The sequence below is a fragment of the Cyclobacterium sp. SOCE241 genome (assembly GCF_056867545.1).
The window spans coordinates 2,350,402-2,365,921 of the sequence record NZ_CP149779.1; the positions used below are offsets into that span (position 1 = coordinate 2,350,402).

A 15,520-nucleotide genomic window follows, 5' to 3' on the forward strand; every position below is an offset into this window, starting at 1 on the left:
TCCTCTCTGCAGTAATTCCGCTGCAGTACGTTTTAAAAACCTTCCATTTATACAACTTTTTCAATGGTGCTACTTTCTATGTAACAAATATATCCTTGTACTGGCATCCCCTTTTCAATGTCTTTTACCAGCTTGACATACTCCGAAACCTGTGAAGCATGAGAAGTTCTCTTTTCTCCGGTTTTGAAATCTATAACTGCTATCTCTTTCTGATAATAAATAATTCTATCCGGCCGTTTGTGCTCACCTCCAGGAAGAAATATACCTTGCTCTGTAAGTACCTGTCCTGAACCATCAAACCAAGAATTAAATACTTCTATTTGGCAAAGGCTATTGAACTGGCCTTCCAACAATTCTCTCTCCTCTTCAGTAATTACACCATCAAAGAACATACTTTGTAATTCCAGAAAAAGTCCTTTTTGGTCCTTGATTTTTCAATAATCCGGTGTACCAGTACCCCGTAAGCTCTTTTGGATACAATTTCTGAAGTTTCAAATTCTCCGAATGCCTGCTTGACTTCCAGAGATTTTTCCCAGGGTCTATACTTCCATACCATGGGCTGAGGTGGGGGTAAGGCCTTTTCATTGGATTCGTTTTGGTGCCAGAATCCTAATTCAAATTTCTTTTCCTCATTATTATAATACTTTTCAAAATCCAACAAATCATTCTCCGGGGCTCTAAATTTCATCACTTCACGTAGTAAGTCAGCCACTGTAGTTAAATTATCCTTGTTTTTGGAATCTTTATAAGGAGCCATTGCCACAAGCACTTCTTCTGCTCTGGTGAAGCCCACATAAAGCATATTTAAAGAATCAAGATGATTCATTAGGTTCTCTTCTAAATAGGCAGTTGAAAATGCAGAATCTTTTAATTGAGATCTCACGGACAAAGGCACAATCGCCGGAGGTAAAGTCTCATCCCAATCGTACTTGGTCCAAATAATGTTTTCTTTTCCGGTATCAAACAATTTCCAATCCAGGTAAGGTAATAGCACAACCTTATATTGCAAACCCTTAGATTTATGAATGGTTTGAATTCGAATTGCATCAAACTCTTCAGGAATTTTCACCGTTCTTTTATTTCCTTTTTGCTCCCACCAATTAAGGAAGCCTCCCAAATCAGCCCTGTTTTTACCGATAAAATCATATACAGCTTCTTTAAAGCCTGACAAATATGCTAGTTCACCAGCTCCATCATTCAAATCTGCCAAATCGATAATTGCTTCTACCAAGTCCATTAGTGGCAACTTCCTGAAGATGGATAACTGTTGGAAAAATCTTTCTCTTATCCCTTTAAATTCTTCTGGTAAACTATCTTTTCTAAACAATACATGATTAAAAGGGATATCTCTTATTCTTGCCAATTGTATCCAAAAGTTTTTTCAGCCAGCGAATCTTCTGCATCATTTACAATTTCTAAGGCCGCCAATAGGCATTTGACAACAGATGCCTTGTGAAGGAATAAGGCTTCATCAGAAAGCACATCATACCTATAACCATTATCTTTATTTTCTTCCGCATAGGACATAAAGGCATCTGCGATTGAAGCAGCTTGATCATTTTTCCGCACCAAAATGGCTATATCTTTCAATTGGTAGCCTTGATCTAATAATTCCTCAACCTTCTCCGGTAATATTTTCAGGATTTCATCATTGTATTTCGTTTCCTTATCAGTTTCAATAAATGACACGATTACCTTTCCTTCCACTCCTTTGGCTTTTTGCCCGGGAGCAATTTTCTGCAAAACATCACCATAGGCTTGCTCAATTCTGTCCATTGATGCGTCATCTAAGACCGTTTTTAAATGATCACTTAGCAACTTGGACAATTTTGAAAACAATGTATTGTTAAAGGCTACAATATTAGGCAAACTTCTAAAGTTGGTATCCAACTTTTTAACATCTATCCCAAAACCTCCAAGGTCTTTCTCGACTTGATTCATGAGTAGCCGCATTTCCCCTCCTCTCCAGCGGTAAATGGATTGCTTAACATCACCTACCACCAAATTTGTTTTACCCATAGAAAGAGTATTTAGCAATAGCGGACGAAAACTTGCCCATTGAAAACCTGAAGTATCCTGAAATTCATCCAGTAAAAAATGTTGGTAACGATTGCCTACTTTTTCATAGATGAATGGAGTATCATTGTCACTTGTAATGGATTTTAGAAAATCATTTGTTTCTGAGATCAATAGCAAATTCTCCTCCTCTTTCAATTCCTTCAGTTCCCTTAACAAATAGCCAAATAAACCAAAAGTGTACAAATTTTTAGCTATCGCATCTAAGGTATTCCAGCTCCTTTTAAGAGGTTTAAACTGATGCAAAATTTCACTTAAACCTTCTGCATAGGCAGACTCAATAGCAGCTTTACATTTACTTGTTTTGGTGTACCACTTTTCCGGCCCAAGGAGAAACTTTTCTTGGGCATCTGTAAGCAGAGGAATCGGATCTTCCTTTTTCCCTAATTGATCAAAATTTTTACTGAAAGACCTAGTCCCACCGGAAAAATCTTCCCAAGAAAGCCCATTGTTATCTCGGATGGCCTGAGCTGTAGTCTTAAGTTCTGTAGCCTTATCAATAATGACCTGTTTCTGCCCAAATATAAATTCCTTAAACGTTTTAAAAGTATGGGGATTCTCCAAAAAGACTCCCACTTCTTTTTGAACAATTTTAAAGTCTTCTAAAAATATTTTTTTCCTAAGTCCTCAATAGATTTTCTAACGTCCCAGGATTTTCCTTCTGTCACCTTGCTGATAGAAAACTCAACCATCCACCTGTGTAACTCCGGGTCTTCTGCTACCCGTAACATTAGTCTATCTACCATTCGAGTCATGACCCCATCCAGGTCTAACTCGACATCAAATTTAGCTTGTAAATCGATTTCCCTAGCGAATGCTCGGATAACCTTTTGAAAAAAACTATCAATTGTACTCACCGAAAAAGATCCAAAATCATGAAGAATTGTGGTCAACACTTGTGTCGCCCTTTCGGACAATTCCTTAGGAGACAATTGCCATTTCTCCAAGAGTTCTCTGTGCATGGTTTCATTCGGATCCACCCCACTCTTAAGTCTTTTTAGCTCTTTAATAATCCTGTCCTTCATTTCTTGAGTAGCCTTATTGGTAAAGGTAACCGCCAAAATCCGAGTAAAAGCAGTCGGAGATTCAAGAGCCAATTTCAAATAAGCGGTTGTGAGGGTATAGGTTTTTCCGGAACCTGCGGAAGATTTATAAATTTGTAAAGGAGCTTCTGTAATCATTAAAACCAATTATTTAAGGAATCAAAATGAGAAAAATGTAAGCTTAAAATTTTCCTACAAAGTGAAGTTATAAAGAAAAGAGTCAGACAATAACCAATTATTGAATAATTTTGAAATTAGGAACCAATAATTGCCTCATTATATAAACAAAAAATTCACGCTCCAATGTTTTTTTATATCTCTCAATTATTTAGCTTTTTAATAATGCCTTTCAATATTTGCTTAACCCTTATCCTTTTGGGCTTGGTTTTTAAACGAAAACGCTGGGGTAAAATACTTTTACCGGCTGGAATAATTTTGCTTCTATTTTTTTCCAATGGGTATATCGCCAATTTGGTAATGCATAATTGGGAACCCCAACCCAAAGAACTTTCTTCTTTGCCTAGCTATGAATTGGGTATCGTACTGACAGGTGTGACCAATATTAATATGCTTCCTAAAGACCGAACCTATTTTACCCGGGGAGCCGACAGGGCCACCCACACTGTACAGTTGTATAAAATGGGGAAAATTAAAAAAATACTAATTACAGGTGGCTTGGGTTATGACCCAGTTCACCCCCTGTCAGAAGCAGAATCGTTAAGGGATTTTATGATATGGGCAGGTGTGAAAGAAACAGACATTATTACAGAAACCAAAGCTGTAAACACGCGGGAAAATGCTTTGTTTAGCGAGGAAATTATTAGCTCAAAAAAATCGGATTAAAGCCCTCAGATAAGTTGCTATTGATCACTTCAGCATTTCACATGAAACGAGCCAAAGCCTGTTTTTTAAAGGTTGGATTAAACCCCGATACTTTCCCCGTAGATTTTTATGGAAAAGTACCGAGGCTGAATTTCAAATCAATCGTTCAACCTGACGTAGGCTCATTGGTCGCCTGGCATAAATTAACCAAAGAATGGGTTGGGATAGCTGTTTATTCCCTCGTAGGATATATATAAAAGTTCTGGTTATTAAACCTACCATGTGGACGCCTTTAATTTAGGCATAGCTCTTACAATGTCACTAACACTTATTTGACCTATCAACTTTTGGTCTTTGACCACTGGAAATCTTCTAATTTTCAAGGTTAAAAACCGATCTGCAGCATCAAAAATCGAAATCTCCGGCGGCAAGGTAAATACCTCTGTCGTCATATGCTCAGCTACAGATGCAGGAAATTTAGGCGTATTAGTATATTGACCTTTAATGATTTCTTTAAGGCAATCTCCTTCAGAAATCATACCTACAAGTCTACCATTATCATCTACTACCGGCGCGCCTGAAATTCTCTTTCTTGTTAGAACCGTGATGACATGATCTATGGTATCCTCTGCACTAAAGGTGATCAAATTTGTGGTCATAAAATCCTTGACCAAAATCGGTTGATCACTAATTTTTGGTGGGGCTTGTCTAACCCCTGAAAACTTTTTACCATCTTTTATAGGGTTTATTGTGAGGGAATAATATATTAAATTATTCCCATAAAAACAAACTTTAACCCCAGATAAATTAAATTTATAAAATAAAAATAAGGTCAATTGAAAGCAGAATAAGTAATTCAACTTATCGTTAATGACGGTTAAACTGCTAATACTTTAATAATTTTACCGAGGTTAACCACGAACAATTGGACCCTTGGAGCAAGTAAAACCCAACTATCAATTAGAGATTAGTATTCTTTAGATACAAAGTTAAAGGATCACAGGTTATTCAAATACCCAACTAGGGCTGCCATTATTTGGGGATCTATAGTCAATACCTTTCCTTCTATTTCTTCCATTTGAGATAGCCTCAAATGTTCATTTATACCCTGTGGCATAGATGAAGGCCTGAATTGTTTACAGGAAGCGTGTATTTCTTTTAGGAGCCCTGTCATATTTAAATCAGCTATATCTTGGAGCATTAAACCTCCACCGGGTAAAATTATTATCCGACCATTGGCTTGCATAAGTAATTCCAAAATTAGTGGCAATCCTTCCATCACACTGTTTTCTCCACCAGATGTCAAAATTCTCTTAAACCCCAACTGTATTATTTGTTCCAGCGCACCTTTCTTATCTTCCAACACATCAAAAGCCCTATGAAAAGTGCATGGTTTTTCTCCGGCTGAACTGATAAGTTGCTGGCAAGCTGTTTTGTTTACCTCTCCCTCTTTGTTCAAAATACCAAAAACAAATCCATCAGCCCCATGAGATAAAAAAGATTTAATATCTTCTTTCATAACCGATATCTCAAGATCGTTATAGATAAAGTCCCCCCTCTAGGTCTGATCATCACAAAAACAGGCACATCGACCTTACTTTTTATCACCTTTAATAAACCTAGACTAGGGGTCGTACCTCCTTCTCCAAAATCAGCACATAGCTCCAATCTATCCACCCCATTTTCTGCCGCAAGTAATGCTGCTTCTAAGGTATATACCGGTGACTCTAACAAAATCTTTTTCATTCTTAGGGAATTAACTATTTAAACCAGCTATTTGCGTCAATCAAGGATTGTTCAGATGCATGGTGTCGAGCAAAATTAAACCCGGGCCTGATAGAATAAGCACCAAATTCACCTTCTTTATTTAAAGCTAAAAATCCAATCTGAGTATTGTCCAAATCTTTACACTTACTAACTGCCCTTTTTACAGCCTCTTCGCATGCCTCTTGAGGCGTTCTCCCTTGCCGCATTAATTCTACAATTAAAAAGGAACCGCAGATGCGAATGACTTCCTCACCCAGACCTGTGGCCGTTGCAGCCCCAACGGCTTCATCCACAAATAAACCTGCACCTATGATAGGACTATCTCCTACTCTGCCATGCATTTTGTATCCCAAGCCACTTGTGGTACAAGAACCCGCCAACTTACCCGATGCATCCAAACCGATCATTCCTATAGTATCATGATTTTCAACATTTATTATAGGCTTGTATTGAGCGTTTTTTTTCCAATTATTGTAAGCTTTTTCTGCCCCGGCACTTAACACTTCTTCTTCTAAAGACATTCCTTCTTGAATGGCAAACTGCCTAGCCCCTTCACCCACCAACATAACATGAGGTGTTTTTTCCATGACCATTCGAGCTAAAGTGATGGGATGCTTCACTTGTCTCACAAATGCAACGGAACCACAAGATCCATCTCCTTTCATGATAGAGGCATCCAGCGTGACGACACCTTCCCTGTCAGGAATCCCATTAAGTCCTACTGATAGCACCTTTTTGTCAATTTCCGTCACCTTGACTCCCTCTTCTACAGCATCCAATGCATCCCCATTGGCGGATAAAATACTCCAGGCCTTGTCATTAGCAGCCATACCATGATTCCAGGTGGATAATACTTGGGCCCCTTTCTGATTGATATTTCTATTTAATTTATCGGTACCTGCATATGCCTTCACTTGATTTGCAAATGGACTAATAATGAAGGAAGAAAGTAATGCTCTTTGAAGAAATTCCCGTCTGCTTTTCATAGAATATTTTTATTTCTTACTTATTTTTGAAAAAGTTTTGAAACAAACATGATTATTTTTTTCAAAAATTGACAGGGGATATGTATAAATTTTGAAATTAATTAATCCTACAAATGTTTCAATCAGACCATTATTAAGCTTTTTCTGCCCTAATTATTTGGGTATAAGCAAAAAAAACGCCAATCAATTTAAATAGTACTTATTAGAAAATGTAGATTTTTTTGTTTAAGTTGCCTTAATTAAATAAAATTTTTATTATTTTGCATCAAAGTTTATCCTATGAATTTAATAGACCCGAAGATTGTCCTGGATAAGAAGGAAGGTGTAGTTGAAATTAAAAACTATATCAACAAGTTAAAGATAGTAAAAGAGCTGTATACACTCGGCAATAATACTGCCAGTAATATCTGCCAATTGGTAGGCATAAGCCTACCAACGGTAAACCTTTTGCTGACTGATTTATTAGAAGAGAAAATCATAATCAAGGAAGGCCGAGGGCAGTCCCAAGGTGGTAGAAAACCTGATCTTTATGGTTTGGCACCTGATTCTTTTTATATTTTAGGTATAGACTTGAACAGATTTGGAGCCAAGGCGGCCATTTACAACACTAAGAATGAAAAGGTTAGTGATATCAAATCTATCAAGCTTTCGCTAAACAATGAATTAGAAACCCTAGATGCTATTTATGATTTTTCGATGGAAATCATCCATTCTTCCGGAATCCCCGAGGAGAAGGTAATTGCAGTAGGAATCAGCATGCCTGGTTTGGTTGATAGTGTTTCCGGAGTAAATCACACTTACTTAAAATCAGGAAAAAAGACATTAAAAGACCAGTTAGAGGAAAAATTTTCAAGGAAAGTTTTCATTGAAAATGACGCAAGAGCTAAAACCCTTGCTGAGTTTAAATTTGCCAACAAGGGTACGAACAAAAACGTAATGGGGATTTTTGTCGATTGGGGAATTGGACTTGGAATTATTATAGACGAAAAACTTTACAGGGGTTATTCCGGCTTTGCCGGAGAGTTCAGTCATTCTCCTTTGTTTGATGCCAAAGAAATAAGTTGCACCTGTGGAAAAAGAGGTTGTCTGGAAGCAGTGGCATCTGGTGGGGCTGTAGTCCGGTTGGCTAAGGAAGCCATATTATTAGACAAGGACTCTATTCTTGCCAAATTAAGTGATGGTAAGGAAGAAAACTTAGAGCCTTCCACTGTTGTTGAAGCAGCAATTGCCGGAGATCAAAGAGCAATTAGTATTTTGTCTGACGTAGGACTTGATTTAGGGCGAGGTATTGCTATACTTATTCAGTTACTAAACCCCGAGTTGATCATATTAGGTGGGGCTATAGCTGAAGCCAAGCAGTACATTACCACTCCTATTCAACAAGCCTTGAATATATACAGTATGGCCAAGTTAAGAGAAAAAACCTCGATTGAGCTTTCTCAATTAGGTATGGAAGTTGGCCTGAGAGGAGCAATTGCCATAGTTAATGAGCATATTTTTGAGGACACCATTAATTCACAATAAAATTAAAACAAAATAGATACAAGCATATGTTAGCGAATTATCCACTTTCCAAGACCGAAGAGGCCTTCTTTAAAGATTCAGACGTAGAGAAGATCACTACCAAAATACCCTATCTTACGGTTGATAATTTCCCAAAATTGGGACTCTTTACAGCCTGCAGATTTTTGGAATGGGCCTCAACAAACCCTGAAGGGGTTATCAGTCTACCTACAGGAAAAACTCCGGAATACTTTATCAAGTGGACCAAGTTTCTTCTTGAAAACTGGGAAGAAAAAAAGGCCTGGAAATAAGAAAAAAATATGGATTAATTGACTGCAAGAAGCCGGTATTAAATGGCTTACACTTTGTTCAGATTGATGAATTTTATCCTATTTCTGCAGAACAGAATAATAGCTTTCACCATTATGTAAACAAGTTTTATATTGAGGGATTCGGTTTAGACCCTAAAAAGGCATTGCTTATCAATTCTGATGAGATACCTCTAGCCGAAGGTAAAAGTTACAAGGAGGTATTTCCTGATTCAAAGGTGGATCTAACTTTGCGGTTCAGAGAATACAAAACCCCATTAGAAAAACTTCAACAAGAATCCATTTACTTGATAGACCAATGGTGTGGGGAATATGAAGCCAAAATTCGTGAAAAAGGAGGAATAGGTTTCTTTTTAGGAGGAATAGGCCCCGATGGTCATATTGCCTTTAACACCCGTGGTTCAGACATCTTCTCTACCACTAGACTTACAGAAACCAACTTTGAAACGCAAGCCGTAGCTGCAGGTGATTTGGGAGGGATAGAAATATCGGCCAATCGTCTTGTCATCACTATAGGTCTGGATACTATTGTTCATAATCCCGATGCTGTGGCCATAATCATAGCTGCCGGAGAGGCCAAAGCGGGCATAGTAAAGGAATCTTTAGAACAATCCATGACCAACATTTATCCGGCAACTGTATTGCAGAAGCTAAAAAATGGACGGTTCTATATTACCAAAGGTGCGGGTTCTAAATTAACAGATAGTACCGACCAATACTATTTTAAAGGAGAATGGAACAATACGAAAACAGAACGTTCAGTATTGGACCTTTGTAAAAAATTACAAAAGTATGGTCACAGAATCACGCTTGAAGATTTAAAGAATGACAAATATACCAGTCAAATTCCTGATCTAAATGAGCATACTGTAAAGAATGTAATCAAAAGCATTAGTGAGAAAATAGACAAGGGCATGCAGGAGGAGAAAAATGAAGTTTTCCTTCATACAGGACCTCACCATGATGATATTTCTTTAGGTATTTTACCTCAGATTACCAAGCAATTGCATGAGATCAGTAATGAAGCACATTTTGCTGTATTGACCTCCGGTTTCACAGCCGTGACCAACACCTTTGTTATAGAGACTTTAAGGAGTACCAAGCGATTTTTAGACAACGGTAGGATTCAAATGGTGAACTTTGAGGACTTTTATACCTCAGGCTATAAATTAAAGATGGACAAAGATGTTTACCATTATTTAACAAATGTAGCGTCAGATAATGCAGAAGAAAGACTAAGAGGACTTTGTCATAGAGTAGTAAGGGCAATAGTTTTCACTTTTGGCATTAAGTCTACTCAAGAACTTAGAGAACAGATTAACGAAATCATAACTGTCCTTAAAAACTCTTATGATGGAGAAAAGAACCCTAAAAACATTCAGACCTTAAAAGGAATGATTAGGGAGTTTGAGGAAGAACTTGTATGGGCTCATTTTGGTGTTCAAGTAAAAAATGTCCATCACCTAAGGTTAGGTTTCTATACCGGCGATATCTTTACTGAACAACCGGACAAGAAACGGGATGTTGAACCTATCTTGAATATGCTTCGGGAAATTAAGCCTACCAAACTTAGTTTAACATTAGACCCCGAAGGCAGTGGCCCAGATACGCATTATAAAGTATTACAAGCAACTGCTGAAGCTGTAAGGCAGTGGAGCTTGGAAGAAGACTTGAGTGATTTTAAAATCGTTGGGTATAGGAATGTCTGGTTTAAATTTGATGCTGCGGAATCTAATGTTATCGTTCCTGTTTCCTTAGGAGACATATCGGTTATGGAAGATTCTTTTTCAAATTGTTATTTGAGTCAGGTAAATGCCTCATTCCCAAGTTATGCACACAATGGTAAATTTAGTACCCTAGCAAAAAATACTTGGGTAGACCAATTAAGTGATGTGCAACTTCTCCTTGGTAAAAACTATTTCTACCAACATCAATCTGCAAAAGTTAGATCAAGCCATGGCTTGATCTTCTTTAGGAAATGGATGTGGAAGACTTCTTGGTTGAAGCAAGAGAACTAGAAAAGTCAACTGAAGGTATGCTTTAATACGCTTCGTTAAATTATCAAATTCGTCTGTGATTTTATTTTCATGGACGAATTTGATATTCATTAGGAAAAATTGACACTTTGTCTTTGAGGCAAATAATGTCAATTTGAAGGTAAATATTAATGGTAATCAGGGATAACCTGAAATTTGGGAGTAAAATGAAAGTAAACAATATGGTGCTAGGATTGGACATTGGGGGTACTAAAATTAGTTCAGGATTATTTAGAAATGGAAGCTTGACAGAAAGCATGGAAATAAAAACTCCTGCAAAGTCCCCAAAAGAAGAAATCCTAGAAACCATTTCCCAACAAGTCGAAGCTTATAGACATTTTAATTTTAAAGCCATAGGAATAGGGATCCCCGGACTGGTAGATCCTACAAATGGAATTATATATAACTTGGCAAACATCCCTTCTTTCCATAATGTGAACCTAAAAAAATATTTGGAAGATAGGTTTGGAGTTCCAGTAGCTATAAACAATGATGCCAATTGTTTCGCTTTAGGAGAGTATAAATTTGGTGCTTCCAATATTCACAAACATGTCATCGGTATCACCTTAGGTACAGGAATCGGCACAGGCATAATAGCCAATGGCCATTTGTATACAGGTAAACTATGTGGTGCAGGCGAATGGGGAGCAATTCCTTATTTGGATGGCACCTTCGAAGATTATTGTGGTAGTAAGTTTTTTAAAGAAAAACACCATATTAGCGCAAAAAAACTAGCCAAAAAGCAAGTGAAGGTGATCCAGAAGCAGTAAATATTTTTTATGATTTCGGGAAACATATTGGCGCGCTCATTTACAGGTTGATGCTAACCTTTGCCCCTGAAGCCATAGTGCTTGGAGGTTCAATAAGAAAAGCCTTTCCTTATTTCGAAAAAGGTATGCAGGAAGTAATTGATGCATTCCCCTATCTTCCTATCTCCGAAAATTTAAAAGTATATGTTTCAGGATCAAATGATTCAGCCATATTAGGCGCAATCTCTTTGGTTGAAGAAAATAAATACCTGGTAAATATGGGAAATAGTGTGGATGTAACCAATCCCACTGTTTAAGCGTATCGTATACCCTTAAAACAGTAAAAAAGTTCACCCACAAGAGCATTGTATCCCTCCCATTGGAGGGATATTTTTTTGAGCTAATCTGTATTTAAATTCTTTAGATTAAGCCAATTATTCTTGTGTTTCGCCTCAGATGAATAAGGAGTGAGCTGCTGTTAAATCACACCCTTATCAATGGGTTCCTTTCTAAATTAGGTAATAGATAACCCATTACATAATCCGGATTTAACCTTCTAAACCCTATCATGAAATAGGTTTTTTAATCTTATTTTTTTGCACAAGGAGCAGGGTGAATATTGGCCTTTTAGCGATTTTTAAATATATTTAAAAATACAATTTCACCCAATATGTTAAAAAGCCAAAACCTGTTAATCCTTTCTTTACTTTTTCTAACACTTACAAGCAATCTATTTGCACAGAAAACCACTGCTGAAAAGGAAATATTTGTTCGTGACAAGTTGATTGAACACCTATTCTCCATAACTGATGTCATGGTTACGGATGTTACTAGTCCTCCAGGAGCTGCCAGGTTCTACAGTTACTCTTTATTGGCAGCCTATTTAGCATATAACAATGAGGGGAATTTGAACGATTTACCGATGGTGGAGCATTTCAATGCACCTCTTCCTGATTTGGGAACAGAAATCACTATCGAATCAAACAATATGAAATTGGCATTTGCCGGCACTTATGCAATGCTGGAGGTGGGAAAAAAATCATGCCTTCCGGAAAAAAACTAATTAACGCCCAAGAAGCCTTGGTTAATCAATATCTAAAAAATAGAATCCTAAAGAAAAAGGAAATCAAACAAGGCATTAGCTATGCAGAATATATTGCTTCAACTGTATTAGAATACGCCGGCAAGGATGGATACTTGCAATTAAGTACCCTAAAAAGATATAGTCCTACCAATGATAAAGGTAAATGGTATCCTACTCCTCCTGCATATTTGGCAGCCATAGACCCGGAGTGGAGAACGATCAGGCCATTTTTCATAAACGGTGCCGATGCATTCAGCCCTGCTCCTCCCGCAGCTTATTCAGAAAATAAGAACAGCTCTTTCTTCAAGCAATTGACAGAAATTTATGAAGTTACCTCCAACTTAACAGAAGAGCAACGATTAATCGCTAACTTTTGGGATTGCAACCCATTTAATGTGTCTTACAGTGGACACATGGCCATTGGATTGAAGAAAATTTCTCCGGGAGGCCACTGGATGGGAATCACAGGTATTGCCAGCCAAAAAGCAAAACTAGACTTTAAAGAAAGCCTTTTCATACATACTCTTGTAGCATTAGGCCTTCATGATGCTTTCATAAGTTGCTGGGATGAAAAGTACAGGAGTGACAGGATACGACCTTTAACAGCCATCAACAGGCTTATTGATGAAACTTGGCGACCCATCTTGCAAACTCCTCCTTTCCCTGAATACACCAGTGGGCATAGCGTAATCTCCAAAACCTCCGCGGTATTACTCACCTCTTATTTTGGTGATCATTTCAAGTTTATCGATACCTCAGAAGTTTACTTTGGCTTACCGGAACGCGCTTTTGATTCCTTTTTAATTGCATCCAATGAAGCCGCAATCTCTCGGTTGTATGGTGGTATACATTTCAGGGATGCCATTGAAGTAGGTATGCAGCAAGGTGAGAATATTGCCCAATATATATTGGAACAAATGAAAACCTATCCAAATCGCTTAAGCAGTGATGCCGAAAAGTAAATTATTCCTGAGAATATTCATTTATTTTAAAATCATTAAACACAATATCAAAGCCTTTGCCTTTTGGAGATGCAGCCATAAAACCTATACGGAGTAATGGGGCCGGTGGGAAATAGGCTTGTCTAAGCAACTGGAAATTCTTACCGTCCAAACTGTAACTGATTTCTACATAATCACGCCCCCTTTTGGCTTTGATAAAGAAAGTAGATGGGCTACCATTTAGCGCTACTACGGACCAGTCTGAACAATCTCTTGTAACCACAGCACTTGCATTTTGAACTCCGTCTACGTATTCGATACCGGCTTTGATCCAATTTTCATTGTCCAATAGGATCATAAGGCCGGCTTGGTCATAAAGGTCTGTGTAATTCCCCGAAAATTGAACCATAAACTCAAAGTCACCAGCTTGATCGGTGTGTAAAAAATGACCTGAGTTTTTGATAAATCCATAATGTGTCTTTCTCCAGAAATCTGTTTCAGCATTCGTCACTAATGAAAATTTCCCTTCTTCCTCAGACCATTGCTTTGGAGGATTCATCCAGCTAAAATCACGTCCTTTAATAGTTCTCATTACTTATTAATTGCTTTGTATAAAACTAATTTAATGAATTACCTGTAGGTTTCGCTATTCCAAATCAGCCAAAACACCTATTGTGGTCCGGCATTCTTCTCTATTTTTTTACTTTTTGATCCCTATCTATGTTTATAAAATTCTAGTTTCGTGCTTCTTTAAAACCGATCCCTACATAAAAGCAAAAAAGGAAAACAAGAACCAAAAATACTCGTTTTCCTTTTTAAATATTTATCCTTTTAGTAAAACTGCTAGGAAAGAAGGTAGAAAATTATCAATTAACATCGATAACCATCTTACCTAAAGAAACCACAATCTTCAAAAGTCTGTCATTGATGCCTTTTCTGGCATTGGCAAAGGAGTCTTTATTATAGCAATCTGTATAGTCACTTAGATGTAAAAAGAGTTTGCTACCACCGTCTGTCAATTCCACGCTGATCTTTAAGCCACTACTATAATCCAACTGAACAATATCCATTTGTCTTAATTCCGGCTCACTTTTTCTACCTGTAAGCTTATTGAAGAACAATTGTTTCTTATAATCAGAAATACTAACCAACTCCTCATGCATCGCATCGGAAGGTGGCTTTGTCCTGAACCTGTCAAATATTTTCTTATTTTCACCTTCAGAGGTAATATTGAACGTCTTCTCCCCATACAGTTTATACCTGATCTGGAGATCTACATGAAAATCAAAAAGGCTCTTTTCTTTCCCTTTCAATTCTTTCACCAATTCTTCAATTAAAGAAATTTGCAGCTCTATATTTTTATCTTTATCAAGATCCAGAATTACATGATTTCTTTCATCGAAAGCCAGATAAGACTCAATAGGATCTTCGATCTCTAAAATCTTTTCTTTAAGGTCTTCGTAACCTGCATGTGATTCTTTGTAAGCCCCATTATTTTTGGTTACAATTTTATCAATTTGCTGGGAAAGAACTATACCCTTAATTACCAATTTGGTTTTTTCTTCATCCATTGAAGGAAAAGAATTTCCGGCTAAAAAGGTATGGGTAAAAATTGCTCCTTGCTGATGTGCATTGAAAACCAAAAATCTTCCCTCTGCATTTGGATAGCCGATAATGGTTCTAGATAAGTCAGAATCAAACCCAATGACATAATCATAATCTTGTTCTTTTATTTGATCCAAAGCCGGCAACAAAAACTTATAATTCAGGTTTTCTTCAGGGTTTTGTCCAGGAGTATAGAACATGGTTTCAATCTTCGTTTCTGAAACACACTTTAACCCTTTGGCAGTCTCTGGCAGATAGATTAACCCTTTGGGTGTAATATTTACTTCTACAGGCTGGTCGTTTTCCATTTGTATACTTATTTCAATTTAGTAGGCAGTACCTAATATGTATAAATTTTTGATTTGCTAGCCCGGAGGATTACTTTTTATCTCCAAAATCCCAGGCGGAAGGAATAAGTATCAAAATTATGTTTTAATAAACGACAATGCAAGTAAGCACCCCAAGGTTTCTTAAATTATCTAATAATAACTGGTTTCTCCCTACCTGTTTTAAGAATTTTTAAAAATTATCTTCAAATTTTACACTGTCTTTTCAAAATCATTTGATCTAGACTATCAT

General features: G+C 37.2%; 15 protein-coding genes and 2 pseudogenes. 8 read left to right on the forward strand and 9 right to left on the reverse strand.

The window, feature by feature from the left end; all coding sequences use genetic code 11:
- Window positions 1–47: 47 nt before the first annotated feature.
- The 4 genes from WG932_RS11670 to WG932_RS11685 are packed head-to-tail and all read right to left on the reverse strand — an operon-like array spanning window position 48 to window position 3,257.
- On the reverse strand, window positions 48–392 hold the full coding sequence (locus tag WG932_RS11670) for a hypothetical protein (protein WP_483088042.1): 345 nt from the start codon (window positions 390–392) through the stop codon (window positions 48–50).
- Entirely contained in the window at window positions 374–1,363 is a 990-nt protein-coding gene (locus tag WG932_RS11675; protein WP_483088043.1) for a hypothetical protein, read from the reverse strand. Before WG932_RS11675 ends, WG932_RS11670 begins: the two co-directional genes overlap by 19 nt.
- Entirely contained in the window at window positions 1,351–2,652 is a 1,302-nt protein-coding gene (locus tag WG932_RS11680) for a UvrD-helicase domain-containing protein (protein WP_483088044.1), read from the reverse strand. Before WG932_RS11680 ends, WG932_RS11675 begins: the two co-directional genes overlap by 13 nt.
- 26 nt (window positions 2,653–2,678) lie before the next feature.
- Entirely contained in the window at window positions 2,679–3,257 is a 579-nt protein-coding gene (locus WG932_RS11685) for a UvrD-helicase domain-containing protein (RefSeq protein ID WP_483088045.1), read from the reverse strand.
- A 204-nt stretch (window positions 3,258–3,461) separates the two neighbouring features.
- On the opposite strand from WG932_RS11685, the gene WG932_RS11690 reads away from it, so the two are divergent.
- Window positions 3,462–3,962 carry a YdcF family protein gene (locus WG932_RS11690; protein ID WP_483088046.1) on the forward strand — a complete coding sequence of 167 codons (501 nt, stop codon included), beginning with the start codon at window positions 3,462–3,464 and terminating at the stop codon, window positions 3,960–3,962.
- Between the two features lie 41 nt (window positions 3,963–4,003).
- Window positions 4,004–4,198: a hypothetical protein gene (locus WG932_RS11695; RefSeq protein WP_483088047.1), complete on the forward strand. Its 195-nt coding sequence runs from the start codon at window positions 4,004–4,006 to the stop codon at window positions 4,196–4,198.
- A gap of 18 nt (window positions 4,199–4,216) precedes the next feature.
- Here the strand turns inward: WG932_RS11695 and WG932_RS11700 are convergent, their stop codons facing one another.
- The 3 genes and pseudogenes from WG932_RS11700 to WG932_RS11710 form a co-directional block, all read right to left on the reverse strand.
- Window positions 4,217–4,600, reverse strand: a complete 384-nt coding sequence (locus WG932_RS11700; protein ID WP_483088048.1) for a CBS domain-containing protein — start codon at window positions 4,598–4,600, stop codon at window positions 4,217–4,219.
- A gap of 338 nt (window positions 4,601–4,938) precedes the next feature.
- Window positions 4,939–5,687, reverse strand: a pseudogene (locus WG932_RS11705) (copper homeostasis protein CutC).
- Window positions 5,688–5,701: 14 nt separating this feature from the next.
- On the reverse strand, window positions 5,702–6,694 hold the full coding sequence (locus WG932_RS11710; protein ID WP_014018427.1) for an isoaspartyl peptidase/L-asparaginase family protein: 993 nt from the start codon (window positions 6,692–6,694) through the stop codon (window positions 5,702–5,704).
- A gap of 279 nt (window positions 6,695–6,973) precedes the next feature.
- Here WG932_RS11710 and WG932_RS11715 point away from each other — a divergent pair, with 279 nt between their 5' ends.
- From WG932_RS11715 to WG932_RS11740, 6 genes and pseudogenes are all read left to right on the forward strand, one after another.
- Window positions 6,974–8,218 (forward strand): ROK family protein, encoded by a 1,245-nt coding sequence (locus WG932_RS11715; RefSeq protein WP_014018428.1) that lies wholly within the window; start codon window positions 6,974–6,976, stop codon window positions 8,216–8,218.
- A 26-nt stretch (window positions 8,219–8,244) separates the two neighbouring features.
- Window positions 8,245–10,570: pseudogene (locus WG932_RS11720) on the forward strand (glucosamine-6-phosphate isomerase).
- Window positions 10,571–10,693: 123 nt separating this feature from the next.
- Window positions 10,694–11,332, forward strand: coding sequence for an ROK family protein (locus WG932_RS11725; RefSeq protein ID WP_483088049.1), 639 nt, complete (start codon window positions 10,694–10,696; stop codon window positions 11,330–11,332).
- Between the two features lie 2 nt (window positions 11,333–11,334).
- The gene (locus WG932_RS11730; protein WP_483088628.1) at window positions 11,335–11,628 is read left to right on the forward strand and encodes an ROK family protein; all 294 of its coding nucleotides are present in this window, start codon (window positions 11,335–11,337) and stop codon (window positions 11,626–11,628) included.
- 353 nt (window positions 11,629–11,981) lie between these two features.
- Entirely contained in the window at window positions 11,982–12,374 is a 393-nt protein-coding gene (locus tag WG932_RS11735) for a hypothetical protein (protein WP_483088050.1), read from the forward strand.
- Window positions 12,353–13,357 (forward strand): vanadium-dependent haloperoxidase, encoded by a 1,005-nt coding sequence (locus WG932_RS11740; protein ID WP_483088051.1) that lies wholly within the window; start codon window positions 12,353–12,355, stop codon window positions 13,355–13,357. Before WG932_RS11735 ends, WG932_RS11740 begins: the two co-directional genes overlap by 22 nt.
- Before the next feature lies 1 nt (window position 13,358).
- Here the strand turns inward: WG932_RS11740 and WG932_RS11745 are convergent, their stop codons facing one another.
- Both WG932_RS11745 and WG932_RS11750 read right to left on the reverse strand, forming a co-directional pair.
- Window positions 13,359–13,928, reverse strand: coding sequence for a DUF1349 domain-containing protein (locus WG932_RS11745; RefSeq protein ID WP_014018432.1), 570 nt, complete (start codon window positions 13,926–13,928; stop codon window positions 13,359–13,361).
- A 274-nt stretch (window positions 13,929–14,202) separates the two neighbouring features.
- Entirely contained in the window at window positions 14,203–15,249 is a 1,047-nt protein-coding gene (locus WG932_RS11750; RefSeq protein ID WP_483088052.1) for a hypothetical protein, read from the reverse strand.
- Between the last annotated feature and the right edge of the window lie 271 nt (window positions 15,250–15,520).